The organism is Spongiactinospora rosea, assembly GCF_003315795.1.
GTDB lineage: Bacteria > Actinomycetota > Actinomycetes > Streptosporangiales > Streptosporangiaceae > Spongiactinospora > Spongiactinospora rosea.
The window spans coordinates 1-21,672 of the sequence record NZ_QMEY01000020.1; the positions used below are offsets into that span (position 1 = coordinate 1).

Annotated in this window: 22 protein-coding genes, 1 pseudogene and 1 riboswitch; of the genes and pseudogenes, 9 read left to right on the forward strand and 14 right to left on the reverse strand. The window is 68.9% G+C overall.

Annotated features, from left to right (window positions below; translation table 11 throughout):
- On the reverse strand, window positions 1–171 hold a 171-nt coding region (locus DP939_RS32740; protein WP_147268229.1), incomplete at its 3' end, for a transposase.
- A gap of 231 nt (window positions 172–402) precedes the next feature.
- On the opposite strand from DP939_RS32740, the gene DP939_RS32745 reads away from it, so the two are divergent.
- Complete coding sequence (locus tag DP939_RS32745) at window positions 403–807, forward strand: VOC family protein (protein ID WP_113984717.1); 405 nt, start codon at window positions 403–405, stop codon at window positions 805–807.
- Between the two features lie 42 nt (window positions 808–849).
- The gene (locus DP939_RS49420) at window positions 850–1,215 is read left to right on the forward strand and encodes a DUF4186 family protein (protein ID WP_225878644.1); all 366 of its coding nucleotides are present in this window, start codon (window positions 850–852) and stop codon (window positions 1,213–1,215) included.
- Between the two features lie 271 nt (window positions 1,216–1,486).
- On the opposite strand, the gene DP939_RS32755 is transcribed toward DP939_RS49420, so the two are convergent.
- Complete coding sequence (locus DP939_RS32755; RefSeq protein WP_147268230.1) at window positions 1,487–1,669, reverse strand: hypothetical protein; 183 nt, start codon at window positions 1,667–1,669, stop codon at window positions 1,487–1,489.
- Window positions 1,670–1,713: 44 nt separating this feature from the next.
- Here DP939_RS32755 and DP939_RS32760 point away from each other — a divergent pair, with 44 nt between their 5' ends.
- On the forward strand, window positions 1,714–2,352 hold the full coding sequence (locus DP939_RS32760; protein WP_147268231.1) for a DUF6461 domain-containing protein: 639 nt from the start codon (window positions 1,714–1,716) through the stop codon (window positions 2,350–2,352).
- Between the two features lie 247 nt (window positions 2,353–2,599).
- Here the strand turns inward: DP939_RS32760 and DP939_RS45620 are convergent, their stop codons facing one another.
- Window positions 2,600–3,343: a DUF6193 family natural product biosynthesis protein gene (locus tag DP939_RS45620; protein ID WP_147268232.1), complete on the reverse strand. Its 744-nt coding sequence runs from the start codon at window positions 3,341–3,343 to the stop codon at window positions 2,600–2,602.
- 760 nt (window positions 3,344–4,103) lie between these two features.
- On the opposite strand from DP939_RS45620, the pseudogene DP939_RS32775 reads away from it, so the two are divergent.
- Window positions 4,104–4,385 (forward strand): annotated as a pseudogene (locus DP939_RS32775) (IS701 family transposase); the annotation flags it as partial.
- A gap of 519 nt (window positions 4,386–4,904) precedes the next feature.
- On the opposite strand, the gene DP939_RS32780 reads toward DP939_RS32775, so the two are convergent.
- The 3 genes from DP939_RS32780 to DP939_RS32790 form a co-directional block, all read right to left on the reverse strand.
- On the reverse strand, window positions 4,905–6,113 hold the full coding sequence (locus DP939_RS32780) for a serine hydrolase domain-containing protein (RefSeq protein ID WP_199565575.1): 1,209 nt from the start codon (window positions 6,111–6,113) through the stop codon (window positions 4,905–4,907).
- A gap of 14 nt (window positions 6,114–6,127) precedes the next feature.
- Window positions 6,128–7,222, reverse strand: a complete 1,095-nt coding sequence (locus DP939_RS32785) for a serine hydrolase domain-containing protein (protein WP_113984724.1) — start codon at window positions 7,220–7,222, stop codon at window positions 6,128–6,130.
- A 328-nt stretch (window positions 7,223–7,550) separates the two neighbouring features.
- Entirely contained in the window at window positions 7,551–7,877 is a 327-nt protein-coding gene (locus tag DP939_RS32790) for a DUF1330 domain-containing protein (RefSeq protein ID WP_113984725.1), read from the reverse strand.
- Between the two features lie 92 nt (window positions 7,878–7,969).
- Between DP939_RS32790 and DP939_RS32795 the strand changes: the two genes are divergently transcribed.
- A complete protein-coding gene (locus DP939_RS32795; protein WP_113984726.1) occupies window positions 7,970–8,458 on the forward strand; it encodes a MarR family winged helix-turn-helix transcriptional regulator in 489 nt (162 codons plus the stop codon).
- Between the two features lie 36 nt (window positions 8,459–8,494).
- On the opposite strand, the gene DP939_RS32800 is transcribed toward DP939_RS32795, so the two are convergent.
- Window positions 8,495–9,169, reverse strand: a complete 675-nt coding sequence (locus DP939_RS32800) for an arsenate reductase/protein-tyrosine-phosphatase family protein (protein WP_113984727.1) — start codon at window positions 9,167–9,169, stop codon at window positions 8,495–8,497.
- 353 nt (window positions 9,170–9,522) lie between these two features.
- Between DP939_RS32800 and DP939_RS32805 the strand changes: the two genes are divergently transcribed.
- The 3 genes from DP939_RS32805 (at window position 9,523) to bluB (ending at window position 12,482) form a co-directional block, all read left to right on the forward strand.
- Window positions 9,523–10,425 carry a hypothetical protein gene (locus tag DP939_RS32805; RefSeq protein WP_113984728.1) on the forward strand — a complete coding sequence of 301 codons (903 nt, stop codon included), beginning with the start codon at window positions 9,523–9,525 and terminating at the stop codon, window positions 10,423–10,425.
- Window positions 10,426–10,477: 52 nt separating this feature from the next.
- Complete coding sequence (locus DP939_RS32810) at window positions 10,478–11,530, forward strand: beta-propeller fold lactonase family protein (protein ID WP_113984729.1); 1,053 nt, start codon at window positions 10,478–10,480, stop codon at window positions 11,528–11,530.
- Window positions 11,531–11,633: 103 nt separating this feature from the next.
- Window positions 11,634–11,809: riboswitch (cobalamin riboswitch) on the forward strand.
- A 43-nt stretch (window positions 11,810–11,852) separates the two neighbouring features.
- Window positions 11,853–12,482 carry a 5,6-dimethylbenzimidazole synthase gene (gene bluB, locus DP939_RS32815; RefSeq protein ID WP_113984730.1) on the forward strand — a complete coding sequence of 210 codons (630 nt, stop codon included), beginning with the start codon at window positions 11,853–11,855 and terminating at the stop codon, window positions 12,480–12,482.
- Here bluB and DP939_RS32820 read toward each other — a convergent pair.
- Genes DP939_RS32820 through DP939_RS32835 form a run of 4 tightly spaced genes read right to left on the reverse strand, consistent with a single transcriptional unit; the run spans window position 12,476 to window position 17,398 of the window.
- Complete coding sequence (locus DP939_RS32820) at window positions 12,476–13,201, reverse strand: SMI1/KNR4 family protein (RefSeq protein WP_113984731.1); 726 nt, start codon at window positions 13,199–13,201, stop codon at window positions 12,476–12,478. The two genes, bluB and DP939_RS32820, sit on opposite strands and share 7 nt — an antisense overlap.
- Before the next feature lie 10 nt (window positions 13,202–13,211).
- The gene (locus DP939_RS32825) at window positions 13,212–14,504 is read right to left on the reverse strand and encodes a glycosyltransferase (protein ID WP_113984732.1); all 1,293 of its coding nucleotides are present in this window, start codon (window positions 14,502–14,504) and stop codon (window positions 13,212–13,214) included.
- Window positions 14,497–15,099, reverse strand: a complete 603-nt coding sequence (locus tag DP939_RS48915) for a TetR/AcrR family transcriptional regulator (RefSeq protein ID WP_113984733.1) — start codon at window positions 15,097–15,099, stop codon at window positions 14,497–14,499. The genes DP939_RS32825 and DP939_RS48915 overlap by 8 nt, the downstream gene beginning before the upstream one ends.
- Window positions 15,100–15,127: 28 nt before the next feature.
- On the reverse strand, window positions 15,128–17,398 hold the full coding sequence (locus DP939_RS32835) for a leucine-rich repeat domain-containing protein (RefSeq protein ID WP_158578819.1): 2,271 nt from the start codon (window positions 17,396–17,398) through the stop codon (window positions 15,128–15,130).
- A 531-nt stretch (window positions 17,399–17,929) separates the two neighbouring features.
- Between DP939_RS32835 and DP939_RS32845 the strand changes: the two genes are divergently transcribed.
- Complete coding sequence (locus DP939_RS32845; protein WP_113984736.1) at window positions 17,930–19,438, forward strand: tol-pal system YbgF family protein; 1,509 nt, start codon at window positions 17,930–17,932, stop codon at window positions 19,436–19,438.
- A gap of 89 nt (window positions 19,439–19,527) precedes the next feature.
- Here DP939_RS32845 and DP939_RS32850 read toward each other — a convergent pair whose 3' ends face one another.
- The 3 genes from DP939_RS32850 to DP939_RS32860 form a co-directional block, all read right to left on the reverse strand.
- Window positions 19,528–20,487 carry an NHL repeat-containing protein gene (locus DP939_RS32850; protein ID WP_113984737.1) on the reverse strand — a complete coding sequence of 320 codons (960 nt, stop codon included), beginning with the start codon at window positions 20,485–20,487 and terminating at the stop codon, window positions 19,528–19,530.
- A gap of 279 nt (window positions 20,488–20,766) precedes the next feature.
- Window positions 20,767–21,423, reverse strand: coding sequence for a GPP34 family phosphoprotein (locus tag DP939_RS32855; RefSeq protein WP_113984738.1), 657 nt, complete (start codon window positions 21,421–21,423; stop codon window positions 20,767–20,769).
- A complete protein-coding gene (locus DP939_RS32860; protein ID WP_318656333.1) occupies window positions 21,395–21,667 on the reverse strand; it encodes a hypothetical protein in 273 nt (90 codons plus the stop codon). Before DP939_RS32860 ends, DP939_RS32855 begins: the two co-directional genes overlap by 29 nt.
- Between the last annotated feature and the right edge of the window lie 5 nt (window positions 21,668–21,672).

Sequence of the window (21,672 nt, forward strand, 5' to 3'; positions counted from 1 at the left end):
GGGCAGGTACCGCCACGGGCATCCGGAACGCACGACGTACAGGATGGCGTTGACGATCTCCCGGCGCGGGTGCTTTTCCGGTCGCCCGCCGGTGTTCGGCTCGGGTAGCAGGGGCTCGATCAGTTCCCATTGGGCGTCGGTGAGGTCGGAGGGGTAGCGATCAGGGGACACCGGGCCAGCTTGGCGGTCCCGGGTCCGATGATCACGCCGCCACGCCGGACATGAACGATCTTCTCAAACACGCTCTCAGACGCTCGCAGCGGCCACTCCAGACGGTCGAGGGGCCGCAAACAGCACCGGGTTCGAACCTCGGCGGTCGAGCACTTCCAGGTTCGGATAACCGTCGGTGCTCGCTGCTGCGGTCCTGGCCGTTCGCGCTTCACTCACATGAAGGAGTATCAGATGAGATCTCAACTCAACCCGTGCCTCGCTTTCAACGGGAACGCACGGCGGGCGATGGAGTTCTACCGCGACGTCTTCGGCGGCAAGCTGGAGATGGGCACGTACGCCGAGTTCGGCTCGCCGGACGCACCCGCCGACAAGATCATGCACGCCACGCTCCGCACCGCGGACGGTTACACGCTGATGGGTTGGGACATCCGGGAAGAGATGCCCCACACCCCGGGCAACAACGTCGCGGTCTTCCTCGGCGGCGACCCCGAACTCCGCGGCTACTTCGAGAGGCTGTCCGTCGGCGGCACCGTGACATTGCCCCTGGAGAAGCAGTCGTGGGGTGACGAGGCCGGCTCGCTCGTGGACCGGTTCGGGATCACCTGGATGGTCAACATCGCCCGGCAGCAGTCCTGATCGCCCCTGGAAGCGGCCCCGGATCGGTGACGGACGAGTTGCATGCCAGGCCGCGGCGGATCGGGCGGGACCACTTCCGCGCGAAGTTCCGGCTCCGTGGCCGGGACGGACCGTGCGGTGATCGATCTGTGCGGCATCTCAACCGTCCGCAGACACGCCGGGCAGTTGGTCGAGCGCAGGCCGACCCCGGCCGAACCGCGCGACGACGGCCGTCAGACGCCTTATTGCGGGCATCCCCTGTTCGTCGCGCAGCACGCCACTGCGACGTGCTGCCGCGCCTGCCTGGAACGCCGGCACGACATCCCCCAACCGGGGCGTGCGCTTGACGACGCCGGGCAAGGCCACATCGTGGAAGCCGATCTGCTGATGGATCGTGGGGCAGTACGCCCCCACCGCCCGCCGCCGTGACCGGATCGAGGCGCCGAGGGCTGACCGCGGCGCATTCGTCGAGATTCACGTTCGGCGGTTGCTGTTCGGCGGCGATGATGCGTGTACCGTACGTCCGGTGTGTCCTTTGGCCTGTCGGAAGGCCGCCCCACCAGCCGCCATCTGCTGCGTTCCTGAGGGTAGAAAGAGCAAGGCGGCCCCCATCTTGACGATCCCCGCGTTAAGGGCGTCTGCCGATCTTCAGACTTCCGCGACGCCGAAGAGGTCCGGTACGGATCGGGCATCATGCACATCACCGGCTGGCGGGGCGCCTGGCGGCGATGCCGTCAAGCAGGTAGTCCAGACCAAGGTCGAACCGTTCGTCCGCGGCGATGGCGGGCATATCCTCCAGCCAGGACTCGAGTGGGTCGTTGGCCATCTCGCCGGCGTAGGCCTGCAGTTCTTGGGTCGCGCCGATGCCGAACCGCTCGAGCATGACGATCTCCCTGCTGACGCTCATCGCGGGGCAAGGAGCGATGCGTGAGAACCGGACAGCCGCCCACATCCGAACTGCATGAGCACTACCGGCAACTCCACTCCAGCCACGTATGGCTGGATGTGGCCATGTGCTGGACGGTAGTGGTCCCGGACAGCGGACGAGCATTCAGTCTGGACCAGATCGCCGCCCGGCTCGCGGGGGACACGCCACACCAACTCCACGAGCCGGCACTACCCGGCGCCGTCATGCTCCCCTACGACACCGACCGTCCCGTGCTCGTCGATCGGTGCGGTCCCACCACCATGCTCTTGGAGCAGGACCACCTCGGATCAACTCCCGCAGTGCTGCAGCGGCTCAGCCAGGGAGCCCGGACATACAGTGCCTGGTGGAGCGTCAACTCTCACAACCGGCTGAGCTTCGCAGCCGGAGGCGAGCTCATCCTGACGATCGACGCGCTCTTCCCCTGCCGCCCGGAAGACCATGCCGGCATCGGCCAATGGCCTGAACTGCAGGCGATGACGGACTTCTTCGTCGACTTCGAGGAACGCGACCAGCACTACGACTGGCAGGCCGCCATGCTCGCGGTCATCGACCAGACCACAGGGGCAAGGCTGACCAGCCAGTGGCTGGCACAACCACACCCGTACATAACGGTCCGCATGCCCGACGCGGCACACTGAACCCCTGAGCGCTCGGCTGGGAAACGATCTCAGGTATCTTGGGCAGCGATCTTTGTCAGGGCGTCGTCGTCGCTGCTCAACCACTCTCGTGAACGCGCCAGGGAGAACCGGCAGCTGGACCTCATAGGCGGGGGGCGGCCAGGGCGTGCCGTTGGCGGGCGTCGGTCTGCTCGTCGGTGGAATGCCGAAGGTAGATGCGGTCGGTCATCACCGATCGCGTCCCTTCCCAGGTCGTCCGGTGTTGATCTCAGGAGTCCTGCGCAGGGACCTCAGAAGGCGTCTCAAGTAGGGCGGCGGGGATTCGGTCTACGGCAATGGCGATCGCTTCGGCAGGTGTGGTGACGTAGTTCAGGGCGGGGCCGTTCCACCACTCCCTGATGGTGTAGTCGCCGGTTCCCCGTGGTGGGTCGATCGAGACGAACGGCGGGGAGAACGGGTAGTCGGGTGTGGTCGAGAAGCTCAGCGCCCAGTGGCTGGTGAAGGGGTAGAGCCTGCGGAGCTTCGATTCGGCGTGGGCGGACTCGATGAGCGCCTGGTACTGCGGCCAGCCAGCGTCGACGGCGCTCTTCAATAGCCACTGCCACTCTGAGGCGATGACGCCGGCGGAGTTCTTGTCGGGGACCTCGAAACGTCCGGTCAGGACGTCAAAGGAGGCGGCCTTCCCGATCTCGTCGAGGCCGGCTCCCTCGGCCCAACCGTGGATCACTGGAGGAAGTTCACGAAGGTCCTTGGTGTCCCCGGAGATCATGATTCTGCCGTTGGACGAACCCCTGATGCTCCAGCACCGTTCGTGATGCCACGCTGTGACATAGGACGCATGGCGATGCGGGACAATGCCCGCGATCGTCGCATGACGCAGTGGATCGGACGGGGTGACGGCCAGAGGAAGCGACAGACCCTGGTCGGCGCCTGCGGCTTGGAGCGCTGCGGCGAGGCTGCCGTGGGCGGCCACGTCCGAGTAGAGGGCGGCGGGGTCTGGTTCGCGGCTCATGATGTTCCGATCGTCTGCCCCTGCGGCGTGCTGTGGCGGCCACTATAGGGGGCGAAAAGGGAAGGTGGAGTCGGGAGCCGCGATCGGATCGGCGACTCGTTCCGGCAGACCGATCACCTCTCGAATGTGCTCGGAGACCACCGCAGGCGCGTCCTTGAGCTTCGGGCAGTGGTAGGCCTTCAAGGAGTCTAACGATTGATGATCAAGAGAGCGTCCCGTTATTGTCGTATTCCGGTGTATCTCTTGATGTTTCACACATCACCGCCCCTTTACAAAGTAGATCGCAAGCCTTGTAGGCTGCTTTCCGGACTCCTCTGAACGCGGCGCTCGCGGAGTTCGGCCACAGCGCGGTTGATTGGATCACCTGCGGTGGCCCTGTGCGGGCTTGCCTGGGATGCGGCCGGTGGCGTGCTACGTAGAGGCGACCCGGGTGACCGATCCGGCCGATCCTCGCTTCGGCGAGAGGCACGGCGATCCCAATAAGGCGATCGGCCATCTCAATACCGCCGTGACGCCGCGATCACCCTCCCGGGCAGCAGCGCCCCATCAGGAAGACGATTCTCCTGCGCCCACCGCCAGACGGCCCTATGCAGGTCCACAACCCCACGCTCAGCCCGCGTGCCCGCGTCCAAGAAGGGGGCCTCGGCATCCCCGCCGTCCATCCCCGCTTCGATGCCGTCTTGACGTACCACCTCCGCCGACACTGGAAGACCGCCGGTTCACGGCAAGGGCGCCGAAGGCGCGCGTGCCATGACTGGGACCTGGTCGCCACCTGCTGCTCCGCCGATCCATCCACAAGCCGTCTGAGCCGGCGTTTTTCCTGTGTCACACCACGACACAGGTGTCGCTGAACCGGCTGGTGAAGGTGGCCGGTCTGCGCTGGAGTATCGAGGAATGTTTCCAGGCGGGCAAGAACGAGACCAGTGTGGATCATTACCAGGCCAGGCTCTATCCCACCGGGTATCGGTATATGACCTTGACCATGCTCGCCCTGACGTTCCTTACGGTGACCCGTGCCTCTCTCCTGAGCGAGTCCGATTCCCCCTGGGCGGCCCTGCACCCCGCTTGACTCCGATCTCGGCCGACGAGATTGCCCATCGCGGGCGGTATTCGAGTCATTTCTTCGCGCCATTACTTTGGTCGGGACACGCCGATTTACAGATGCACGCTACCCGTGCCTGCGATATTGGCAGCCGTTATCAGCTCGGAGCACGCTGCGTCGAGCTGACTCCTTTCCATGTCGCCGCACCTGGCATCTCGCCGAAGGCTACCGGGAGATGGTTCGGCGTGCGTTGGACATGCGAATGGCCGGTCGCGCTCCGCCGTTGATGCGAGGGCCGGTCCGGCCGCCTCGGCAGTGCTGCTTGCGTGCATTCTGGTCTGGGACGGCGCGGCAGCAGGCGGCACTCGCCTGCTGTCCCGTGATCGCGTTCACGGCACCTTCGCCGCGGGAGCGCGTCTTCGCGCCCGGTCTGCACGATCGCGGCAGCATCGCTCGTCCACCAGCCACTACCGTCGCCGTCACCTCTCAACACGCCAAGCGCCTGGCGACCAGGCGCGTTCATTCACGGGAGGGCCGGGTCGCATAGCGGGTGACGAAGCTCCGCTCCCTGTTCATGATCGACCGAATGTCAGTCTTGGAATAGTTGGTGAGGATGACACCGGTCCAGTGGAGGTCACGGTAGATCGTCCAGTTTGTTGTACCGCCTGCCACCATGCTGCCGCCGTGCCCTGCCAGCCACCGGTGGTCGTACATGGTCGCGATCAGCCCGTACGCACTGCCGGTGACCTGGACGGACGGGCTTGCTGGAGGGGTGGGGTGCTTCAGGGTCATGAACAGTTCGGTGTAGGCGGCGTCGAGCAGCCTGCCCCGCCGTAGTGCGCGGTCGAGGCGTACCAGATCGCCGGCGGTCGAGAACCCGCCGCCTCCGGGGTTGCCGATGTACGGGGCGAAGCCCCTGTGCCCGCTGGGGAGCGGCGGCGGGGGCCGGTGCAGGCCGTCGATGGGCCGGCCCGCCTGGTCGTGCCAGTACGGGTGGGCGAAACGGGCGTCCTTCTCCCATCGCGGCTTGTCAAAGAAGTCTGTTCTGGTCATGCCGGCCGGGGTGAAGATGTGCTCGCGGACGTAGTCGTAGTACGACTGTCCGGAGACCCTGGCCACGATCGCGCCGAGCACGGCGATGCCGGAGCTGCTGTACTCGTACCTTGTGCCGGGCGTGTACTTCGGCGGCGTCCTGCGTACGGCGGCCATGATGCCGTCCATTGTCGTGGCCTCGGTGGTCCACGTCTCCGCGTTGTCCTGGTACTCCTGGTCGAGCTGGAAGTCGCCGAGACCGCATGTGTGCGTGAGCATCTGATGAACGGTGACGTGGCCGGCGGACTCGGGCGGGAAACCGTCCAGGTAGGTGCCGAGTGTCTCGTGCAGTTTCACCTTGTCCCGCGCCACCAGTTGCATGATCGCCAGGGCGGTGAACGGCTTGGACGCCGAGGCGAGGTTGAAGATGGTGCCCACCCTGTTGGGAATGGACCGCGCCTTGTCGGCCATGCCGTACGCGCGCGCCAGGACCGTTTCACCGCGATGGGCGAGCAGTATGGTCCCGGAGAACTCGTCCTTGGCGGCCAGCGCGGCGATGTACTCGTCGTACTCCCCGCCAGGTGCCAGTTCTCGGGGTGTCCGGCCGCGCGAGGTGAGAGCGGCGGGTAGCGCGCCGGCGACGGGAATCGCCCCCATCAGGCCGAGCGCGGAACGTCGGGACGGTTGCCGGATCATGCGGTGATCTCCGTTCATCGGGTGAAGCGGGTGATGAGTTCGCGCCCGAGGTTGACGATGGGGTCCACCGGGGTGTCGAAGTTGCCGAGGATCACCGACGTCCAGCCGGAGCCGGGATGGATGTCGAGCATGTTCGCCATGCCGGGGCCGGTTCCGGAGTGGGAGATGATCTCCCGCCGGTTGAGCACGGTGTGGAAGAACCCGTAGCAGTAGTGCATGATCTGGCGGGTCAGGTCCGGTTTCACCGAGGGTGCCAGTACCATCTTGCCGCTGGTGATCAGGGACGGGTCGATCAGCCTGTCGCTCCGCAGGGCTCGCGCGAACGCGAGCAGTTCCCCGGCGGTGCAATACAGGCCGTGGTCGGGCCTGCCGATGAAGCCCAGGTGGTCGCTCTCGGTGAAGTCGTAACGCCGGCCGGTCTGCCGGTCGGTCGTGTACCGGTGGGCGATCCTCCGGTCGGCCCGGATCTGCGGCCTGGTGTAGAAGCCGGAACGGGCCATGCCCGCCGGGGTGAGCACGTGGTCGCGGATGTAGTCGTAATAGGACTGCCCGGACACCTCGGCCACGATCGCGCCGAGCAGGAAATAGCCGCCGTTGCTGTAGCGGAACTCCGCCCCCGGAGGGAAGGCGGGCGCCATGGCCCGGATGCTCTCCAGGTCGCGGTTCCAGACCTCCTCGACGCTGTTTCCGTTGCTCGGCGGGCCCGGACGGTCCAGGCCGGAGGTGTGGGTGAGCAGGTGGTGAACGGTGACGGCGCCGGCGGCCTCGGGCTTGAATCCGTCCAGGTAGGTGCCCAGCTTCTCGTGGTAGGCCACCTCGCCCCGCTCGGCGAGCTGCGCGATGGCCACGGCCGTGCAGCACTTGGTGATCGAGGCGACGTCGAAGAGCGTGCCGGCCGTGTTCCGGATGGCGCGCTCTTCGTCCGCGTGCCCGTACGAGCGTTCCAGCACAGGTCTGCCGTGGTGAGTCAGCAGCACCGTGCCGGAGAATCGGTCCGCGGCGGCTCGCTCCGCGATGAACCGGTCGTACTCACCACCGGGCCTCAGCTCTTTCGGGACACCACTGATGGCGGCGCGCCGGGACACCTGAGGCGGAGGGGTCAGTGCCATGGCAGGGTCTCCTCGGGATCGTGGAATGGACCGCGTCCAGCACGTGATCAAATCCCCCGCCGCGTTTCCCCGGCGTTTCCCCTGCCCGAACCGGCCGCCCGGTGACCTGCACGTCGATCACCGACGCTGACGAACCCCGGCGCAACGTCCAGCACAGGCTGGTACGGTCCATTCCGCCGATCCGCCCCCGCCACGGACCTCGGTGTCGGCGGCCCGCCAAGTCGCACGGCGACAAGAGCTACAGCCGCGCAAAGGCCGCACCTGACGACGCTATGCGAGATCCCCTCCCCCTGGGCAAGCCTCGCGCGCCAGGTTGCTGGGCCGGCCTTCAGCCGGTGATACCGGCGACGAGGTTGACGTCGACCGGGTGGCCCATGATGGAGGCGCGCCAGTCCACCAGTTCCTGGTACTGCGGGGAGGCGTACCAGCCGCGCGCGGCCTGTTCCGTGGGGAACCGGACGATCGCCGTCTTGGTGTAGTCCGCTCGGCCCTCCAGCCGTTCCGGCGCGGCGAACGCCAGCAGTTCGCCGTCGAACGGCTCCAGGGTCGCGCCGACGTTGGCCAGGTAGTGGCCCAGGTCGCTGTCGGGAGTGTTGTCGGTCCTGACGAAGACCACGTAGTGCATGTCCTGCCCCTTCACTTTGAGCTTGAACACTTAAGTATTAAAGTGTTCAAGCCAGACGCTAGGCCACCTCTCCCGTCGATGTCAAACTGTATAGCGTTGAAGTGTTTTGGTAGGGTCGGCGCATGGGTGACGCGGCCGATGCGATCATGGAGCAGTGGGGAGCCATCCGGCCCGAGCTGGACTCCTGGCCGGTGGGGGTGGTGGTGCGGATCTTCCGCGCCGCTCGGCACCTCGAAGCGGGACTGAAGGACTACTTCACGGCCCACGGCCTGGAGCCGTGGGAGTACGACGTGCTCGCCACCCTGCTACGTTCCGGTGAGGACGGCACGCTGCGCATGAGCGACCTGGCCGGGGCCGCGATGCTGACGCCCGGCGCGCTGACCAACCGCGTCAACCGCCTCGTCGCCAGAGGACTGGTCACCCGCGAGACGGACACGGACAACCGTCGCACGGTCAAGACGACCCTCACCGACGAGGGCCGCCGGCTCGCCTACGACCTCATCGAGGGCCACTTCGCCAACGAGTTGCGCCTCATCGACGGTCTCAGCCGCGAGGAGCAGGCTCAGCTAGCCGCACTGCTGCGCAAGCTCCTGATATCGCTCGGGGAATGATCACCGCCGCCGCCGAGGTCCCGCTCGGCGGGTGGCTCACGAGGGGGCGGTCAGGGTGGCCAGCCGGTCGACGCGTTCGGTGAGCAGGGCCAGGACGTCCTCGAAGATCTCGTCGGTGTCGACCGGGCCGGGATCAGGGACCGACCAGTGCACGTGCCGCAGGCCGGGGGCGAGGTGTTCGTAGGCGTTGTCGCAGACGGCGACGACCAAGTCGTCGGGGGTGATCACGTCGCGGACGTCCGCGGTGCCGTGCCGCTCCAGGCTCAGGCCGTGCCGGTGGGCGGCGCTGACGGCGCGGGGGTTGAGACCGGGGCCGGGGCGGGTGCCGGCGGAGGTGACCGGTACGGCGCTGCGCGACGTCCACAGCGCGGCGGCAAGCGGCGAGCGGGCGGCGTTGCCGGTGCACACGAACACCACCCGCGACGCCGTCACGACCCGCCGCTGATCGACGGCCTCCAGTGCCGAGGGGACCAGCCGGATGTAGACCCGGCGGCGGTCGGCATGGGAACGGGCGCGGGTGATGAGACCCACCTGGGCGAGTACGCGCAGGTGGTGGGCCAGCAGGTTGGACGGCAACTCCAGGTGGCGGCCCAACTCCCCCGGCGCCAGGTCGCCGAGGGCCAGGGCGTCGACGATCGCCAGTCTGGCGGGGTCGGCCAGGGCCTGGTGCAGGGCGACACGCTCCGGTGGGACATTTCTGTCAATCGCCATTGAGTCAATGCTGGCTGAGGTGTTTTCATGAGTCAACGCCGCCCCGGCGACACGGACAGCGGAAGGATTTCTCATCCCCCTTATCCGGAATAGAAAGAGCCGAAAACCGGCCGCCCATCTCCTGCACTGCGCCCGCGAAGCAGCGGCACAAGCGATTCGTCACACGTTGATCCCGCTCGATGACATATCGACACGTTGACGAATTAACGGTTCGGCGACGGTTTTGACGTGCCCTCCTTAATTGATGAGTGCACGGTCAGCTAAATATGGGCCCCTTTTCCCTCTTTCCCTGCTCATCACTTAAGCCTATTTTTCGGATATCAACCCCACTGCCCAAGATTGGGGCATCCGTGATGAGCCGAACCGTCGCTTCCGAAGGCCGTAAATCCCTCCGCGAAACCCTCGCCGGGGCCTCGGTCACCACCAAGCTCTACTGGCTGCTGCGCATCGGGGTGTCGATCGAGTTCATCGGGCACGGCTGGGCGGGCCTGAGCCGCTCGCGGGCCTGGCTGCCCTACTACGACCTGTTCGGCATCTCCGCCGACACCGCCCTGAACCACCTGATGTACATCACCGGCGCCATCGACATCACCGTCGGCCTGCTCATCCTGTTCTGGCCCGCCCGCATCCTGCTGCTGCACACCACCGTGTGGGGCGTCTTCACCGCCCTGCTCCGCCCCACCGTCGGCGAAGGCTGGTGGGAGTTCCTGGAGCGCGGCGGCAACTACGGCATGCCGCTGGCCCTGCTGATCATGGCGGGCTGGGGCGGCTGGTCGCTGCGCCGCTGGCTGGAGCGCGTGGACGAGCCCGCCGCCATCTCCGACCGCACCCTCATCGCCATGCACTGGGCCATGCGCGGCGGACTCGCCCTGCTGCTGATCGGCCACGGCGGCTTCGGCGCCTTCGAGCACAAGCGCTACTGGTACGACTTCTTCGCCTTCTTCGGCATCGGCCCGGCCACCGTGGACTCGGCCAACCTGATGGTCCTGGTCGGCGGGTTCGAGATCCTGCTCGGCCTGGCGATCCTGGTCAAGCCGTGGCGTTCGCTGCTGGTGTTCGTCCTGGTCTGGAAACTCGGCACCGAGCTACTGCGCCCGCTGGTCGGCCAGGAGTGGTTCCAGTTCGTCGAGCGCGACGGCGACTACGTGCTGCCGATCGGGCTGTACATCAGCGCAGCGGCCTACGCCCTGGCCCACGAGCGCGGCCGCACCGAACCGGTGTCCCCACCGACCCCGGCCCCCGGCGCCCCCGCCTGACGACCCGCCCCCCATCCGGGGCATCCCCCTTTCACGAAAGGTCACCGCATCCATGTCCCCTGACCGTCCCGGTCCCCGCCGGAGCCTCGCCCGCCGCCTGCTGCCGGCCGTTCTGACCTGCGCCGTGCTGGCCACGACCGGCGCACCGGCCGCGGCCGTCGCCGCGCCGCCCGGCAACGTTCCCGGCGCGGCGTCCGCAGCCCACCCCGGCTCGGTACGCCCTGTGGTGCTCGCCACCATCAAGGTCGGTCTCAACCCCCGCATGGTCGCCTTCGCCCCCGGCTGGCGGCTGGCCTATGCCTCCAACGCCGGTTCCAACACCGTCTCGGTCATCGACGTACGCCGCCGCACCGAGATCGGCACCATCCCGGTCGGCACCTTCCCGTACGGCATCGGCTTCGTCCGCAAGGGCGCGTTCGCCTACATCGCCAACCGCGACTCCGACGACGTGTCCGTGATCGACACCGCGCGCCGCGAGGTCGTCAAGACCATCCCGGTCGGCGACGCCCCCCGTGGGGTGGCGATCGCCCCCAACGGCCGCTACGCGTACGTCAGCAGTACCGGCTCCGGGGCGATCACCGTGATCGACACCGCCACCCACGCCGTCAGCGCCACCATTCCCGTCGGCCTGTCCCCGAGGGGCATCGCGTTCACCCCCAAGGGAGAAACGGCGTACATCGCCAACTCCGACTCCGACACCGTCTCGGTCATCGACACCGCCACGAACACCGTCACCGCGACCATCCCTGTGGGCGATGAGCCTCGCGGGGTCCTGGTCACCCCCGACAGCCGTACCGTCTACGTCAGCAACACCATCGGCGGCACCGTCTCGGTCATCAAGGCCCGCAGCAACACCGTCACCGCGACCATCACCGTGGGCGTCAACCCGCGCGGCCTGGCCTTGCACGCCGGCAACCGCATCGCCTATGTCGCGAACTCCGGCTCCGACACCGTGAACATCTTCGACACCCGCACCAACGCCATTCTGGGCGAGGTCGCCGTCGGCGACGACCCGCGTTACACCGCCTCCGGCCCCGGCGGCAGGTTCCTCTACCTCACCAACACCGGCTCCCACAGCGTCACGGTGCTCACCCTCGCCCACTGACCCGATCTCACCATCCGCCGCCGCACGCGTGCCCACGATCGAATCGGGGGCCCGTGTGCGGCGCGGTGCGCGTCATCGCGGTACGGTACTGCCCGGCGAACTGTTGCGAGGTGCCTCGCGATCGCGAGGAGAATCGGGAAGCCGGTGTGATTCCGGCACGGGCCCGCCGCGGTGACCGGGGAGTCCCCGCCCAGGTGCGTAGCACGGCCACTGGCCCGTAAGGGCCGGGAAGGCGGGCGGTCAGGCGTCGATCCGGGAGTCCGAAGACCGGCCTCGCGCCCACCGCCCCCTGTGAGGGGGGCCGCGCAGCGGGAGCCTGCCCATGAACGGCCATCTGTACGACGTCATCCACCGCCGCCGCGACGTGCGCGGCCAGTTCACCGGCGCGCCCGTGCCGCCGGAGGTGCTGCACCGGGTGCTGGCGGCGGCGCACGCCGCCCCCAGCGTCGGGCTGTCCCAGCCGTGGGACTTCATCGTGGTACGCGACGCCGCGATCCGCGCCGCCTTCCACGGCCACGTCGAGCACGAACGGGCCGCGTACGCCGCCACGCTCGACGGTGAGGCCGCCCGGCGGTTCGCGCACATCAAGATCGACGGGGTGCGCGAGTCGACGCTGTCCGTCGTGGTCACCTACGACCAGGACAGAGGCGGCCCCGCGGTGCTCGGCCGCCATGCCATCGCCGACGCCGGCCTGTACTCGGTGTGCCTGGCCATCCAGAACCTCTGGCTGGCCGCGACCGCCGAAGGGCTCGGCGTGGGCTGGGTGTCGTTCTATCGCGAGCCCTTCGTCCGGGACCTGCTCGGCATCCCGGCTGGGATCCGCCCGGTCGCCTGGCTGTGCCTCGGCCCGGTCACCCACCTTGAGGACGACCCTGACCTGGAACGACACGGCTGGCGACGGCGCCGCCCGGTGCAGGCCGCCGTCCATCACGACCGGTGGGGGGCTCAGTAGGAGTGGTCCATCATCCATTCACCGGGTAGTTCGCGGCGGATGCGGGCGAGCGCGTCTGCGGTGCGGGCTCGCACCCACATCCAGGCGCGGTGGTCGTCGCGGATGATGAGGTCCGGCCCGGCGAACCAGCGCACGCCCGGGACCGTGGCCTGGGACGTCGAGTACTCGGGCAGCGGCAGCCGCGTGAAGCGCCGCTCCAACGTGCCGGCCTCCTCATCCGCGAGTTCCCGGTTGTCCCCGAGTTGCTCGCAGGAGAAGAGCGATTCCGACAGCACGATCTCCACGCACGCGTGGGAGAAACGGTCCAGCCACCCGTTCCAGGTCTCGGCGGCGTGGTCGGCCGTTTCCATCCGAACGACCACCGGAGGATCGGGCTGCTCCAGGTGGCTGACCGGGATGCCCCAGAGGGATACGGATTGGTTCTCGACGCGGAACACCAGCGCCTGATCTTCAACGGTGAGCTGGGCCGGGCTGAGCAGCACGTCTTGCAGGCTGGTCAGGTCGGTACGGCGGCCGAGGAGCCGGTACGCCTCGCGCAGCGCCGCGGGCAGGCGCAGGCCGAGCCGCGCCTCGGCGGCGTCCAGGTTCGCCTCGGGCCAGCCGTCGCCTTCGGTCAGCGGACACCTCCATGTCGCCGCGAACCCGCGGATGAAGTCCCACGCTCCGGCCCGGTCGGCCATCGCCGCCGGGAACCGCCGAATCACCTCGAAGGCCGTCATGGCCGAGAGGTTATCGCCGCCCGGGCAGCGTCCGTGGTGTGCCGGAGGCTCGTTCAGCGAGGTCTTCGAGTTCGGCGACGGCCCGGTCGGTGGCCGTTTCGGCGGCGATCTCGGTGGCCAGGCGCTGAGCCTGGCGCTGGTAGGAGGGGTCGTGCAGGACGCGGCCGACCGCCCGGGCGATGGTGCCGGATGAGGCGGTCTTGCGTATGGTGATCCCCGCCCCGGCGAGTTCCACTCGCATGGCCACCTCGCCCTGGTCGCGTCCGAGCGGTACGCACACCAGCGGAACGCCCGCCGCCAGCGACTTGACGGCCGTCCCGTGACCCGCGTGCGTGATCGTCAGCGCGGCGTGGGGCAGCACGGCGGCGTGTGGGGCGGCCGCGGTGACCAGGACGTTGCCGGGCGCGTGGATCGTTCCCGGGTCAACGGCCAGGCCGGTGGTCAGCAGCGCGCGTACCGGCAGGCCGCCGAGGGCGTCGGCGATGCGCTGGAGCAGTGCGCGCTGGTTCATGAACGTCGAACTCAGCCCGACCAGCACCAGCGGCGCGTCCCCCTCGGGCAGTCGCAGCTTTCCGACCCAGGCGGGATCGTCGAGCCGCGGTCCGACATGCCGGACGTAGGGCGGGAATTGCCGGCCGGGGTAGTCAAGCGCCCGCGGGGACAGTACGAGGAACCGATCGACGCGGCCGAACGCCTTGATGACCGAGTCCACCGGCGGCAGGCCGTTGGCGGCGCGGGCGGCGTTGAGCGCCGGGAGCCCCTTGGCCCACGGCTTGTCGATCATATTGGCCAGGAACCGATCGCGCAGCCGTCCCAGCGCACCGGTGGCGGGCCTGAGCCCGGGACCGAACGGGGGCGCGCCCGGAGTGGAGAACGGGTAGATGGTCGTGCCCAGCGCGGCCACCGGGACCCCGGCGGCCTCAGCCGCGGTGATCGCGCCGAGTAGTGAGAAGTCGGCGACCAGCACGTCGGCCGGACGGGCGCGCAGTTCGGCCAGGGTGTCGCGGGCGAAGTCCGCCGCGGGGCCGCAGACCAGGCGGTCACGGAGCCGCGCGAACGCGCCCATCGGCGTGCGGGCCTCAAAGTCCTTGAGCAGGTCGGCGGACGGGTCGTTGGTCTCGATCTGGGGCGCAGTCGTCCAGGCGATCGGCTCGGCGCCACCGGCGGCGATCTCGTCGTGCAGCGATCGGTCGCCCAGCACCCGGACGCCGTGGCCGCGCTCGCGCAGCGCGCGGACGACCGAGAGGGTGGGCGGCACGGCTCCGCCACCGGCCCAGGCGGCGAACAGGAAGTTCTTACGCATCGTTTCCCTTTCGGGGGTCGATCGAGGTCAGCAGGTCGCGCATGGCGCGTTCGGCGTCCACGCGCGACAGGCCGAGGTCGTGCCGCCACAGTTTCCACAGGTAAATGTCGGTGACGGCGTGGTGCAGGTTCAGGACGTGCTCGCGCTCGGGGCCCGGGGGCGGGAGGCGGTCGGCGAAGACCCGCTCCAGCCACGCCCGATGCTGGGCGCGGGCGTGAGCCGCCACCTGGGCGGCCACCGGGACGCGGTCCATCTGCGCGGTCCAGAGGACGTTGGCCTCGCTGTGCCGCTCGTAGTCGGCGAAGAGCACGGCGACGATCGCCGCCACGTCGCCGGCCGGCGCCTGGCGGGCGTCCGCCGTCTGCGACGCCACCCGCTCGGCGACGGCGTCGGCCAGCCCGTCCTTGCCGCCGAAGTGGTTGACGATCGTCTGTACCGACACCCCCGCCTCATCGGCGATGTGCTGCAACGTGACGTCGTCGAACCACTGCCGCATCCACAGCGCGGCCGCCGCCTCCATTACGCGCGTACGCGTGACCTCCATGGCCGCGGTGCGGGCGGTCATCCGGTAGGGGCGCCTGGACCCACTTTCCATGGAGTCATGGATACATTCAATTTAATGGCTAGTCAAACGAAAGCTTGCCTCCGCGCCACCGCTGGAAGTCCGGAGACGCGGCGAGGTCCGCGAAATCCCGGAAGCCGGGGGCGCGGGTCAGCACCCGGTCCACGATGACGTACGCCTCTTCGGTGCGGCCCATCGCGAGCAGGATGCGCACCTGCGTGTCCCGGATGGGGTCGTGCTCGGGCCCCTCGGCGACCTGGAGGGCCCGCTCGACGGTCGTGAGCGCGCGCTCAAGGTCCCCCGCCTGCAGCAGATGCCAGGCGAGCCCGTTCCCCGCCTGACGCAACACCTCTTCCTGGAACGCCCCCTCGTCGGTGTAGTGCCAGATCGTGTCGGGCACCAGGGAGAGCGCCTGCTCGGCGTAGCCGATGAGCTTTTCGACCAGGGCGGGCCTGTCATCATCCGCGGAGTCGGCCAGGTGCCCCAGCGCGTCGATGAGTCCGTACAGGGCGTAGAGGCGGTCGTAGGCGGAGAAGGCGGCGCCGGGAACACAGTGGGTCAGCGCCTCCTCGAAGACACGCACCGCCTCCCGCCGCTCGCCGTCCGCAAGTGCCGCCGCGCCGGTCTCGACCAGGGCGTGCACGGCCTGCCAGGTGGGGTCGTCGTCGTCGGGCTCCGTCGTCGTCTCCACATCGCGCAGATCCATCTTCACCTGCGGAAACGTGGTGCGCAGGCGGCGGAGCGCCGCCTTGGTCAGCTTGGTGTACCGCACATCGACGGTCTCCAGTCGCCTCAGGGCGAAGAACGACTCCGGCAGCTCGGTGAGCTCGTTGAAGGACAGGTCCAGCCGCCGCAGCCCGGGCATGCGCGCGAAGGCGTCGTCCGCGAGAGAGGTGAGCGCGGGGCGTAGCACCTCGCCCTCATCGATCTTCTCGCCCCACCGGTCGATCTCCAGGTGCTCCAGCGTGGTGATGTCCCACACCCCGGCGAGCAGGTCCTGGCTCGGCTCCGGCTGGAAGATCCACGGGGTGTTTCCGCTGAGTCGCAGTACGCGCAGGCGAGGCAGTTTCGCCAGGTCCGGAAGCCGCTCGATCCCGGCGGACAGTGAGCCGCGCAGTGCCAGTTCTTCCAGCTCCGTCAGTTTGAGCAGGTCGTCGGGGATGGACGACAGCCATACATGCGACAGGTCGAGCGACTTCAGGCCGCGGAGCCGGGTGACGGCCCGCGGGAAGTCCACCTGCTCGTTGTACTCGCCCGGCTGAAGGCCGGAGAGGTTGACTTCGCGCAGGCTGACCAGCCGGTCCAGAAAGCCGGGGACCGCGCACTTCAGGCGCTTCGCGCGGAGGACCTCCAGCCGGGTCAGATGGCGGATCGCGTCGGGAAGACGCTCAAGCCGATTGCCGGAGATGTCGAGGACCCGCAGGTTGGTCAACTGGCCGATGGTCGCCGGCAGGCTGCGCAGCCCGATGCCGGACAGGTTCAGTTCCTCCAGCGACGCCAGATCCCCGATGCGCAGTTCGAGTTCGTCGATGTCGGTGTTGCCGGCGAGGGACAGCGCGCGGAGGTTGCCGAACGCGAACAACTGATCGGGCAGGCGGCGCAGCTTGCGGTTGGAGAGATCGAGCGTGGTGACCTCCGCGGCGCGCTCCGACAGCGCATCCAGCTCCTCGAGCACGGCCTTGTGACTCGGCAGTACGTCCGGCCGCAGGACCGGCCGCCCGGCGGACAGCGCCTCCACGACCTTCCAGGTGTCCATGGAGTCGTCCTTGAGCAGCTTGGGCCGCAGGATGGCCTTCAGCTCCCTGCTGGTGAAGTCGACCGGGCAGCTCGTGCTGTAGGGATCCCCGATGAGCACCGCCTCCGGCTGCGTGCCGAAGGACATGTTGAAGTAGGTCGTGTTGATGATCATCTGTGCCTGTGTCCGGCCGCCCACCGTGAGGACCCCGCCGTTGTCGCCGTCCTTGCCCACGACTCCGCCGCTCACCACGAGGTCGCCTCGTACGGCGACGTCGGGGCAGCCGAGCAGGACGACGTTGCGCGCCCGCAGATCGCCGGTGACGAGGACGAAGTTGCCGCAGGACCAGTCCGACCACATGAGGGTCCCGTCCACGACCAGGTCGCCGTCCACGATCATGTTGAACAGCACCCAGTCGCCGTCGGAGTCCGGCTCCAGATCCCCCGCCACCCGCAGGTCGCCCTCGTAAAGGCGGATCTCCTGCTCGTCGGTGAAATCCTCGTAGGGAAAAGCCACTTCGTCCGAGACGGAGAAAAGCTCTTCCGCCTCTTCCGCGGTGATAATGCGATACCCCGGTGGCGGGGTCAGTTCAGTCATGCGAGTGATGCTAGAGCCACCGGCGGACATTTTCCGCCGTAGTCCCAAAACAGCCACACGATTCTTTTACCGGCAAACGCCCTATAACAGGCACAGACACCCCAACAAGCTGGTTAAGTAACGAAATCCGGCAAAGCGCCTGCCGCTGCTCGACCGCCGAAGCGCCGCGGTTGGGGGCGCTGCGCGCGCGATCGACGCGCACGCTCAGGCATGCCTGCGGGTAATTCGGCCGGGGATGATTCACTTCGGCCTTTGCCCCTGTCAAAGCCGGACTTAACGAGAAGGTCGTGTCTCTCTTATCATGGCTTTCGGGTCCAGGCCAAAATAGCGCCACCCCCAATATCATCATCAGTCGGAATTCGGCGGCAACGCCGATCTGATCGGCGACCTGACGCGGGGACCCCTCCCCGGCATCGGCGCTTACCTTGGGGGCGGCCGGGAGGTGGTCCACGACGATTCGTGGGAGGTGGGGCCACGATGGAGCCGATACCGGAGGTTTCCGGCGACCGTCCTGAGGGACCGCGGCCGGATATGAGGGCCCGCGATCCGTACGCCGTGGCGCTCGCCAACGCCTCGCTGCTCGGCGCCGGATACGTGATGCTGGGACGGCGCAGGCTCGCCCTCATCACCGGGGCGGTCACGGTCGCGCTGATCCTCAGCCTCGCGCTGGTCGCACGGTCCGCGTGGTTCCAGGGCGTGGTGCTGCTGTGGTGGGCGGCCCTCACCGTGCACGGCTGGTGGCTGGCGAGAGAACACGGCCGGTCCGACGGGGCGGGAAGGCAGCGGCTGATCGCCCTCGGCCTCCTGGTCCCGGTCCTGCTCGCCGTGGGCTGGCTGCGGCTCGATGCCGCGCGCATCGAGCAGGACGCCGCCGCGGCCCACCGCGCGGGCCGGTGCTCGCAGGCGGTGCCGATTCTGCGGCGGCTGTGGTTCGGCCACCGGGTGGCCGACGCGCCACTGAGCGCCCGCACCGACGACAACGTGGCGGCCTGCCAACTGATGATCAAGGCCGAACGGCAGGCCGCGGGCGATCGGCTGGCGGCCACCGAGACCCTGCGGGCTTACGCCGCTCATCCGGGGGCGCTGTGGCCGGGCGTGAACGTCCGCCGGGCCGACCTCTTCCTGGCACAGGCCGCGCAGGAACTCGGCACCGCCCTGACCGGCGACACCGCGGCCCTGGAGACCGGTTTCGGCCGGCTGTCCCGGGTGCTCGCGGAGTTCACCGGCCAGGAGGCGAAGGTCCAGGCGGTCCTGGACGGCTTCCTCGGCGGCCTGCCGCTCAAGGACGCCTGCGCCACCAGGACGATCACCGACTGGCTGGGCGAGCAGGCGGCGGGCGGGGGCGCGCTGGATCATGTGGGCGACGCCGTCGCCCGCGTCGCCCCCGCCGCGATCGTGGGATGCGGCGACGACCTCGCGGACGACAAGGACTGGAAGGATGCCCGGGCCCAGTACCGGCAACTGCTCGACCAGTACCCCGGGCACCCCATCGCGGGCCGGGCCAGGCAGGGGGAAGAGCGGGCCACCCTGGAGATCGAGCTGGCCGAGTTCCGGCGTCTCGTGAAGCGTCCGGCTTCGGGCGGGAAGCCGGCGTACTGCGAGGACCCGGCCCCCTACCACGGCGCGGACCCCTACCGGGGCTCGGGACCGCACCGCGCGATGGTGTTCGGCAACGACGGGCACCGCAGGAAGCTGCCTTCGTCCTGGCTGGCCAAGGACCCCGCGGACGCGGTGCTGGTGATCTGTGTCGGCAAGTCCACTTTCGGGAGCACGGTCAGGTCCTGTTACTACGAGCCGATCCACAGGTCGGGCCCGCTGGAGAGCGTGGCGTTCCGGAAGCGGAAGGTCTCCGTCCGCGTCTATGAGGTACGGACCGGGAAGCTCGTGTCCAAGAGAAGCATCCAGATCGGCGGCGCCAGTTGCCCCGCCCGCATCCACTACACCTTCTACGGCATCGACCCCGGCGCGCCGCCGGAGAAGTACGTGAAGTCCTCCACGGCGGACGTGCGCGCCGCCTACGCCTCGCTGATCAGGCCATAGGGCCATGAGGGCGCCGCGCGGCCGCCCAGGGGCCGCGCTCGCGTGCCGCCGCCGCGAGCGCGGCCTTTCTGGTCAGCGCCGGGCGGGGGTCAGGGGCGCGGGATCGCGACGGCGGTGTACGGGGTGTCCGGGGTCGGCGGGGTGGAGAAGCGGGCGTTGGGGAGGTACAGGCGGTCGCCGAAGGCGGCCACCGTGGTCGGTACGTCGAACCGCGGGTCGGTCACCCGGCGCTCGACGTGGCCCTCGGTCGCGTCCGCGTTCAGCCGTATGACGGCCACGGAGTTGAGCTGGTTCTGCACCGCGTACAGGGTGCGGCCGATCAGCAGCAGCCCGTCGCCCGCGGGCAGCGTCTCACCGTGCAGGTCGATCTGGTGCGTCGCACCGGACGGCTCGACGCGGAACAGCTTGCCGGTGTTCGACTGCACGACGATCAGGCCCCGGCCGTCCGGGGTCGGGGTGATGCCGTTGGCGTTGAATCCGGGCTGGTACACCAGGTCCCCGGTGATCGGGACCGGCGTCGCGGCGGCGGGCAGCCTGCGGCCCTTCAGCGGCACCTTGTAGAGCACCGGATTGGTGGAGTTGGTGAACCACGCGGCGTCCCTGGTGACCACCACGTCGTTGATCAACGCCTGGGTGGCGGACAGCTGGTAGGAGGCCAGTATCCGGCCGGTACGGGTGTCGATGACGCGCGCGCCACCGCTCCCGCCGCCCGCCACGAACAGCCGCCCGCGCCGGTCGGTCTTGAGCCCGACGGACGACGTGCCGGGCCCGGTGCTGATGATCGCGCCGCTTCCGTCGCGCAGGTCGGCGCGGTAGATGGAACCATCGCCCAGGGAGCCGAAGTAGGCGTACGGGCCGGGACCGGTGGCGATGCCCTCGGGCCGGAACCCGTTCGGTAACGAGATCACCGTGGGGTACTTCGGGGGCGTCGGGGACGCCGACACCTGTACCGCCGACCCGCCGGACGCGGCTCCGGCGGGACCGCCGGTGGCGAGCACCGGCAGCAGTACGGCGAGGGCCGCGCCAAGGATCTTGATCGTTCGGATCACGTGATGCCTCCTACGAGGTGAACGCCGCGATGTGGTCGCGGCCGTGGTCAGCCAAGTCGTGCGAGGTACGTGACGGCAACGTGCCGGTGGCGGGGATGGGACCCGCCACGTTGAGCAGGTGCTGCATCGATCAGGGCGAACGCGCGGTCGCCCGGCGCAGGTCGCGCCGCCCGGACACGGTGGCGCCTGCGTTCTCTCCTGACGACAACCAAAGTACAAACGACGTCGAAGGTCAATTGCACGCGGGAGGACCGCCGGCGCCACGAGCCGGCGCCGGAGTCAGCCGCCTCCGGCGTCCGCCGATCGGGCCGCCTCGACGCTCTTGCGCAACGCGGTCGTGATCGGCTCGATGGGCGCGGAGAGCTGCTGGATCCGGTCCATGCGCTGACGCGCCTCCCGCCAGGAGGGGATCACCGTCTTGAGCCGGGCCGCCGTGGCCAGCGCCGCCAGGACGCGGACGTCCTCGTCCAGGTGCCCGACCGGGCGGCCGCCGCGGATGGCCCGGCCGACGCGTTCGGCCGGCCTGCGCGAGAGGTACGCCTTGCGCGGCGTGATCCGCTCGACCGGGAACAGCAGGACCCGGCGCCGCCGCACGTCGATCACCTTGGCCGCCGCCAGCTCGTCGCGCACCAGGCGGACCGCCTTGCCGTTGTCCTTCTGCACCCACCGCCGCCACGAGCGGGGCGGCGAGGTCGAGATCTGCTCCCAGACCACGGCTCGCAGCGAACCCGGCTCGGCGGCCGGTGGGGTGAGCGCCCGCGCCTTGCCGGATTCGTCCGCCAGGTTGCCCGCCAGCAGCAGTTCGGCGAGGGTGGCCGCGCGCAGCAGGTAGCCCAGCTCGCCCCGCTGGGTCAGCTTCTCCCTGCGCGGGTCGAAGGCCAGCAGGAAGGCCGATCGGGTCAGTGACTCACCCTGCTTCACTCGCGCCGCCTCCATCCGTCCACTCCTCTTCTGAGTCCTGATCCGTGTCGTCCCCTGTGTCGTCCTCTGGTGTCTTCCTCGGCCGTCCGCGCGGGCGCATCCGCCCCACCCCGTCGGGCATGCGCCCGGCCTCGGTGAGGGCTCTGCGCAGCAGGAACTCGATCTGCGAGTTCGTGCTGCGCAGCTCGTCGGACGCCCATCTGGCCAGCGCGTCGTGGACCACCGGGTCGAGCCGCAGCAGGATCTTCTTCCGCTCCACGGTGA